Source organism: Anaerosporobacter sp., from assembly GCF_965301125.1.
In genome coordinates this window covers 1-6,030 of sequence record NZ_CBDLAM010000011.1, presented here as the reverse complement: position 1 = coordinate 6,030, position 6,030 = coordinate 1, and the positions used below count along the sequence as shown (strand labels likewise).

The window sequence follows — 6,030 nt, the reverse complement described above, 5'->3', positions numbered from 1 at the left end:
TTTGGTGCAATCTCAGCTACATTAGGAGTTGTATTACCATCCTTTTTCATTATTTTGTTATTAGCAAAATGTTATGATAAATTCAAAGAAAGTAAGATTGTAAAAGGTTGTATGAGTGGTCTACACCCAGCAGTTGTTGGTCTTATAGTAGCAGCTGCAATCTCAATTGGAAAATCGGTATTTCCGATAGGAACAATGACAGTATTTTTTACTAGTACAATGTTAGTTTCTATTGGTATAATTGCTGTAGCTGTATTTATGCTATACAAGAAATTAAATCCAGTATGGGTCATCTGTGCTTCTGGATTGATAGGAATTGTATCGGGATATCTATTGAAGTAGATAAGATAGTGTAATAACTTTTCAGAATTTATTGCAAAACCAATAAAAAAATGTATAATAAAGGAAAAAGTAAGAGGAGATGAAATTATGTTACAGATTCATAATTTGACAAAACGCTATAAGGGTGGAAAAGAAGCGGTTTCAAACTTAAGTCTAGATATTCAGGCAGGAGATATCTATGGATTTATTGGACATAACGGTGCAGGTAAAACGACTACAATCAAAGCAGTCGTAGGCATTATTGATTTCGATGAAGGTGAAATACTAATTGATGGCGAATCCATTCGCCACAATGCAATTAATTGCAAGAAGAAGTTAGCCTATATTCCTGATAACCCAGATCTCTATGATCACCTAACAGGAATTCAATATTTAAATTTTGTGGGGGACATATTCGGGGTATCATCAAAAGATAGAGAGGAGAAGGTACATAGATACGCAAATGATTTTGAAATTACCAGTGCATTAGGAGATTTGATTTCCTCTTATTCTCATGGTATGAAACAGAAATTAGCAATTATTTCTGCATTGCTTCATGATCCTAAATTATTAATACTAGATGAGCCATTTGTTGGATTAGATCCCAAAGCATCTGTAATTCTTAAGAATATAATGCATAGTTTATGTGAAGAAGGTTGTGCAATCTTTTTCTCTACCCATGTACTTGATGTGGCAGAGAAACTATGTAATAAAATAGCTATTATTAAAAATGGAAAACTAATTGTTTCAGGTAAAACAGAAGAACTTACAAAAGGTCAATCATTAGAGGAGGTATTTATGGAGGTGGTTGACCATGCTTAAGCATATAAAAACCCTAGTAGGTGTAACGTTTTGTAATACTTGGGGAATTAATGTAGCCAGATATTCAAGAGATGAAAAGAAAATAAGAAATGTTTGGCTTATGGGATTTTCCTTTGTTTTACTTGCTTGCGTGGGTGTAATTTATATATCTATGCTTGCCTATGGTTTATATAAATTTGGAGCTGGAGATACAATACCTGGCTATATATTAATGATAACAAGTATAGTAATCTTAATTTTTTCTATTTTGAAAGCAGGAAGTGTCTTATTCCAGATGAAAACATACGACATGCTGATTTCTCTACCAATTAAACCAGCGACCATTGTTGTAAGTCGTTTTCTAAGCATGTATATTAGTAATGTAGTACTTAGTTTACTTACGGTAGTACCAAGTACAATTGTATATGGAATCTATATGAGACCGAATGCCTTGTTTTATGGAATGATGCTTATTAGTGTTTTCTTGCTACCGTTAATACCCATGACAATAGCAACTGCAATTGGAGCATTAATAATTGCTATTAGTTCAAGAATGAAGCATAAAAACCTAATTACAATTATACTGTACACGATATTAACGCTAGCTGCTTTAATATTTTCCTTTAGTATTCAAAATATTGAAACAAAGATTGATACAGAAGCTTTAGCGGATTTATCCTTAATGATTTCAAAACAAATCTATGCAGTATATCCGCCAGCAAAATTATTCTCTCAAGGGGTGGTTGAACAGAATATCCTATCCTACTTAATATTTATAGTACTATCTATTGGTGTATTTCTTATTCTAGTTGTTCTTGTACAATGGAAGTTTGTTGAAATCTGTAGTGCGATAAATGCAAGAGCTACAAAGAATAATTTTGTTATGAAAGAGATGAAGTTAGGTTCAGCATTAATGGCATTTTATAAAAAGGAATTACGTAGGTATTTTTCTTGTAGTATCTATGTTATGAATACGGCAATGGGGTATATTTTGCTTTTAGTTGGAAGTATAGCATTAGCAGTAATGGGAGCTGAGAAATTAGAAGGAACTTTACAAATGCCAGGACTGATTACTAAGGCATTACCTCTTGTTATATCTGCTTTATGCTGTATTACGTCTACAACTGTAAGTGCTATTTCATTAGAAGGGAAGCAATGGTGGATACCACAATCTATGCCTGTAAATACGAAAACAGTGTTGGATAGTAAGATCTTAGTGAATTTGACCATTGCATCTCCATTTTTATTCCTTTCAGAAATTATATTATTCTTTTCGGTTCATACCTCGATACTAGGCTATTTCATGATGGTGTTCGTACCTGTTGTATATATTTTATTTATATCCGTTCTAGGTATCGCTATTAATTTACGTATGCCTATGTTCAATTGGGAAGCTGAAGTAACTGTGGTGAAACAAAGTGGTGCAACTTTAATTGCTATGATTATTGGTTTGATCGTAATTGCAATTCCAGGAGTATTCCTTGTTGTATTCAGCAATATTGATTCAAATGTGATAATGGGCATTGTGACCTTAGTATTAGGAATCGTAACCGTAGTAATGTATAGAGATAATAATAAGAAAGCATTATGTACAATTCAATAAATAAAGCTTGATAGGTGAGTGCGTGCTAACTTAGAATGTACAGAATAATCTATATATCAAAAGCATTACAGAAATTTAAGATATCAATAAGAAATCTATAGTGCTAAATTTAATTTATTTTCACAAAACAGACATTATATACCTTTTGCTTTATTATAATAGTAAATAGTAATAGAGATTGTAAAAGGTGGCATAGTATGCGAAAACGTTTGTTGTTATTAACTTTACTAATTGTGTTCATTCTAAGTTTGACGTCCTGTAAGAAGAAGGAGAGTAATAAGGGATTTAATCCTCCTATGAAAGGGATAACTTGGGGAATGACACAAAAAGATGCAGTAGCTGTGATTGGTGAAGGAAAATACCAAATAATGGATTTGGACGATGGTATGCATGTAGCAGTTATTCTAGCAGATCCAATCGAAAAATTCGGTTCAGAAGCACAGATTTATCTACTATTTTCAAAAGAATTATGCAAGAATATCGAAAATGGTGGAAGATTACAAGCAGTTGTTATGCGATATCAAAACATATCAGAAGAACAGTTACTTACCAATATGTCTGATGAGATGGGAGATGTAACAAGAGATTCTTCTCCAGTGAAGGAAGTTAAGAATTACATATGGGACAGTAAAGCTACTTTGAAAGATTTACCGAAGAAAGATTTTGAAGCAATCGAAAATTTCATGAATAATAGTGAATATGCAAAAGATCTTGTTGATCCAGATAGTGGGGTTGCCTCTAATGTACCATCGAAAGAACAACCGATTAATGCAATTGCACTTAAAAAGATTACTACAGATGGTACCGAATCATTAAGTGTTGTTTATTATGGTGACTGGGCTTATCTATTAAAAGTAATTAAAGAAGAACAATAAAGAGTAATTTACGGCTGTAAACAAATTATCAAGCAGAGTTACAAATATTACCTCCCTTTATGAACTGTTCTCAAATTGACATAAATATAATGAGATGTTAAAGTGATATCATGTACAAAAGAGAAAAATGTTGAGGATAGTTGAATAATGGGAGGTAACTATGAAGATATATGGTGGTTTTCAAAAGATGAAAAACTTAATGCATAGATTAATAACAAAATTGAAAGTCATATGGAAGATATTCCATTCATATTGGAATAGAAACTTTGGTGATACCTATAAAGGTCTTGCTATTTGTTCCGTCTTATTTTCCTCAATAGGTATGGCGGGAGCAGTTTTGATGTATTTCACACCACTGAGTATAGAAATCAGTTATCTAATAGGAATCGTAGTGACAATAGTGGTATTCGGAGTACTATTTCTTGGTGCTAAGATACTATTTGGGAATAGAAGAAAGGGAATAATTTATTGGTGTCTTCCTTTTGTACTTTTTTACGAAATTGCAATAGAGGCGACTCAGGGGAATGGATCAGAGGCTAATTTCTTCTTAGCTGTTATCACGATTGTTATGCTAGACCTATTTGGAAGAAGTTTGTGGGCAATTATTAAATTAAGAAGACAAACGATTACACTGTTTATTACCTTAGTGATTACAACAATAGGTTTGGTAAGCGTAGGAACATTATTAACAGGTGAAGGATTTGAAGATCGATATATTGAGAATTTCCTTACAATGAAGGAAGAAAAGACACTTGAAGATAATCAAAATGTAGCAGATGAAGCTTTTGTAGATGCGATTGCACAGGGTGAAGTAGAAGTTGCATCCTTAGAATACGGTGTTGGTGATTCTTTTGATTTACAGTCTAACACATATAATTTATCCTTATTCGCACAGAGAGATTCTTCTCTCTCAGGTTGGGTAATGGATAAGTATTTTGATTATGATTTAAAGAATGCTCCTATTACAGGGAAAGTATGGTACCCTACTACAGAAAAAGATTGCCCAGTATTATTCATCGTGCATGGAAATCATAATTATACAACAGATTCTTATCTTGGATATGATTATCTAGGTAAATATCTGGCATCAAATGGTTATGTAGTAGTTTCAGTTAATGAAAACAGTTGTAATCAACTTGGAAATGAGAATGATGGTAGAGCAATTCTACTGTTAGAGAATATCAAACAAGTTCTTAAATATAACAAGGATAAAACAAATCCCCTTTATCAAAAGATTGATGAAGAAAACATAGCTATTGCAGGTCATTCAAGAGGTGGGGAATGCGTATCTACAGCATATCTATTTAATGGCTATGATGTATATCCTGATAACGGTAATATTAAATTTAATTATAATTTCTCAATTAAATCAATCATTGCCATAGCACCAACAGCGGATCAATATATGCCTGCTCAGCATGAAGTTTCGATATCAGATGTGAATTATTTGCTTATACATGGTACGAATGGTTATGGGAAATAAATTTTATAAGAATACTACATTCAGCGGAGAAGGAGATTATTTTAAATCTGCTCTCTATATAGCTGGTGCCAATCATGGACAATTCAACAGTGAATGGGGAAAATATGATATCGGATTCCCATGCAACTATTTCTTGAATGTAAAGAATCTGATTTCAACACAAGAGCAGAAACAGATATTGAAGGTATTTACAAAGATATTCTTAGATGTGACCTTGAAGGGAGACCAGACGAATAAAGAGTTATTCCATAACTACCTTGCATATGAAGAATATCTACCAAAGACAGTTTATCAGCAAATGTATCAAGGTTCTGGCTTCGAATATGTAAGCAACTTTGAAGAAGATTCCGATATAACAACCGCTACAATGGCTGATGCAAAGATCATGGCATCAAACACTAGAATATGGGAAGAGATTAAGACTGCATACGGTAGTAGTGGAACGAAAGAGAATTATGCCCTTCGACTCAAGTGGAGAGCTACAAAACATGCCAAAGTAAAGTTTGAAATACCAGCTTATGACATGACAGGGAAAGAATTACAATTTGACATCGCCGACTTACAAAAAAATAAGAATAATGGAAATCAATTAATTGATGGTACCGTTCGAATAACCGATCAAAATGGTAATGTAGCGAATGTGAAAATTAGTGATTGTGCAATAGTATATCCATCATTACCAGTACAACTATATAAGGTTGACTTCTTAGCTGATAGCTATGAATATAAGCATCAGCCACAAATAGTAAGTGTAGACGAAACAAAATTTCTAGAAAATAATAGTGAAATAAATACCGATTCTATCACATCAATAGAAATTATTTTTGATGAGATGGAGCAAGGTGATGTAAAAATAGATAATGTTGGATTTGGAATGAAATAATGATTGTGTAGAACAACTTTTCTACGCTGTATGCCATTTTGTGAACATATATATGTTCACATAT

6 protein-coding genes are annotated in these 6,030 nt (G+C 32.8%); all 6 read left to right on the top strand.

Features of this window, described 5'->3' with window-relative positions:
- On the top strand, nt 1–342 hold a 342-nt coding region (locus ACW2QF_RS02165), incomplete at its 5' end, for a chromate transporter (RefSeq protein WP_455714350.1).
- Nucleotides 343–429: 87 nt separating this feature from the next.
- Nucleotides 430–1,143, top strand: a complete 714-nt coding sequence (locus ACW2QF_RS02160) for an ABC transporter ATP-binding protein (RefSeq protein ID WP_455714349.1) — start codon at nt 430–432, stop codon at nt 1,141–1,143.
- A complete protein-coding gene (locus ACW2QF_RS02155) occupies nt 1,136–2,725 on the top strand; it encodes a putative ABC transporter permease subunit (protein ID WP_455714348.1) in 1,590 nt (529 codons plus the stop codon). The genes ACW2QF_RS02160 and ACW2QF_RS02155 overlap by 8 nt, the downstream gene beginning before the upstream one ends.
- A gap of 197 nt (nt 2,726–2,922) precedes the next feature.
- Entirely contained in the window at nt 2,923–3,600 is a 678-nt protein-coding gene (locus tag ACW2QF_RS02150; protein ID WP_455714347.1) for a hypothetical protein, read from the top strand.
- Nucleotides 3,601–3,760: 160 nt separating this feature from the next.
- Entirely contained in the window at nt 3,761–5,083 is a 1,323-nt protein-coding gene (locus ACW2QF_RS02145; protein ID WP_455714346.1) for a poly(ethylene terephthalate) hydrolase family protein, read from the top strand.
- Nucleotides 5,073–5,966 carry a hypothetical protein gene (locus ACW2QF_RS02140; protein WP_455714345.1) on the top strand — a complete coding sequence of 298 codons (894 nt, stop codon included), beginning with the start codon at nt 5,073–5,075 and terminating at the stop codon, nt 5,964–5,966. The genes ACW2QF_RS02145 and ACW2QF_RS02140 overlap by 11 nt, the downstream gene beginning before the upstream one ends.
- The last annotated feature ends 64 nt before the right edge of the window (nt 5,967–6,030 follow it).

Coding starts and splice junctions, on each gene's coding strand:
- ACW2QF_RS02160 (WP_455714349.1), top strand. CDS start 430: ATGTTACAGATTCATAATTTGACAAAACGCTATAAGGGTGGAAAAGAA.
- ACW2QF_RS02155 (WP_455714348.1), top strand. CDS start 1,136: ATGCTTAAGCATATAAAAACCCTAGTAGGTGTAACGTTTTGTAATACT.
- ACW2QF_RS02150 (WP_455714347.1), top strand. CDS start 2,923: ATGCGAAAACGTTTGTTGTTATTAACTTTACTAATTGTGTTCATTCTA.
- ACW2QF_RS02145 (WP_455714346.1), top strand. CDS start 3,761: ATGAAGATATATGGTGGTTTTCAAAAGATGAAAAACTTAATGCATAGA.
- ACW2QF_RS02140 (WP_455714345.1), top strand. CDS start 5,073: ATGGGAAATAAATTTTATAAGAATACTACATTCAGCGGAGAAGGAGAT.